Genomic DNA, 1548 nt, shown 5'->3' with positions numbered 1-1548 from the left:
CCTAATTTAAGTTTAAAAAGTGGCATATCTTCAACCGGAATCCGTACCTCTTTTTTACTGGAAAGAGTGGCACATCATCAACTGGTTTATCCAATAGAGCAAAACGTGTGTTACCTGCTGTACTTTTCAAAAGTATCATTCTTAGCTGTTATAGTTTTTAATATATTTAATAATCGTTTTTTCAACATTTTCAAAAGGCTCTTCAAACAATTTTTCTAGAGTAATTTTGAAGTTGTTTTGCGTTGAATTATATAATTCCCAAATACCTTTTTCTCCATGTTTATCATAGACTAATTTACAAATCACACCACCAGTTACATACAAAATGGAATTATCAAATTCATTTCGGAATTTAAAAGTCATAATATCTTCTAAAGTAACATTATTTTGTTTTTGAAATGATTTTGAGACATCTTTTAATGATTCCTCAAAAGTCTCATTATTTCCTGGGCCAGATAGCCAAGTTGCTAAACCTTCATTAATTATCATTGGACAACCTAAAGCAGTGTTTTTTGGAAGCGGAAATAGTAAATGAACAAATTCGTGTGGATAGTTTTCATTTCCATACGTTGTAAAGATTTCTTTAAGTGGAGTCATTGTTTGCCCTCCAAGATAAGACATCCAATAATCAAAATTATAAAGTTTACCCATTTCGTCCGAATTTGGGAGTAGATAATAGGTAAAAGGTTCAATTTTAAGATTAAATTGCGTAGAAATTTTCTCGCAAAAAGCTACTGCTTTGGAAGCTTCTTTTTTATTAAAATTACAATCTGGATGTACAACATAATTAATAAATTTATACTGGTGTTTCTTCCATTTACGAGTATCGTAAGAAATTGTATTCTCCAATTTAAATTCTCCTTTAAAATCCCTCACAGCATATAATTTCGTTATATAATCAGGAGTGAATTTCTCATATTCTTTATCAGAACACTTAGCCGCAAAAATAGTTTTGATTTGGTATCTATTTACAGAAACACTATCTATTTGCAATACTTTAGGGATATAGTAAGCAAAATAATTCTTTGAATTGTAATAAACAAACATTAGATTGGCAGCTCTGTCAACTCTTACCATCTTACTACGAAGATAGTATTTAGCTTCAGCATCATTCCAATTTGGATTTTGATAAATACTATCAGGTTTAGAATTTATGTAATTTTTGTATAAGTGATAAACATCTTTGATAACAGTTTTGGATGTATCGACTCTTGCAGAAATATCTGGACTAATTGTCTGTGAATAATTAACTGTATTGATAAATATAACAGTAAAAAAGATGATTTTTTTCATTTTGTATATGTGATTCTAAGTCACGATTTTCAATTAGTATAGCTGGTAACGTCCCGTCGCTTTGAGATGGTGGGGAATTCGTAACCTTTCAATTTTCTGATTTGCAGAAAAAGTGATGCGAAACGCTAATTCCACTAAAACCCCACTATATCAAAACGACTGTGTGTGCCCTGCATGAGCAGGACACACGCTGTAAGCTTGAATAAAAATTCGAAAATACAAATTGTCGAATTAGAAAACAAAACTTACAGCGTG

General features: G+C 30.8%; 1 protein-coding gene. It reads right to left on the bottom strand.

Annotated elements, in window-relative coordinates:
* Positions 1-141 precede the first annotated feature (141 nt).
* Positions 142-1293: a hypothetical protein gene (locus tag IWX83_RS17055; RefSeq protein ID WP_196831351.1), complete on the bottom strand. Its 1152-nt coding sequence runs from the start codon at positions 1291-1293 to the stop codon at positions 142-144.
* Between the last annotated feature and the right edge of the window lie 255 nt (positions 1294-1548).

It is taken from the genome of Flavobacterium sp. CG_9.1 (genome assembly GCF_015751645.1).
In the GTDB taxonomy this organism is placed as follows: domain Bacteria; phylum Bacteroidota; class Bacteroidia; order Flavobacteriales; family Flavobacteriaceae; genus Flavobacterium; species Flavobacterium xanthum.
Note: the sequence above shows the minus strand (reverse complement) of the source record. Positions and strands in the feature narration are given on the sequence as shown.

Coding starts and splice junctions, on each gene's coding strand:
- IWX83_RS17055 (WP_196831351.1), bottom strand. CDS start 1,293: ATGAAAAAAATCATCTTTTTTACTGTTATATTTATCAATACAGTTAAT.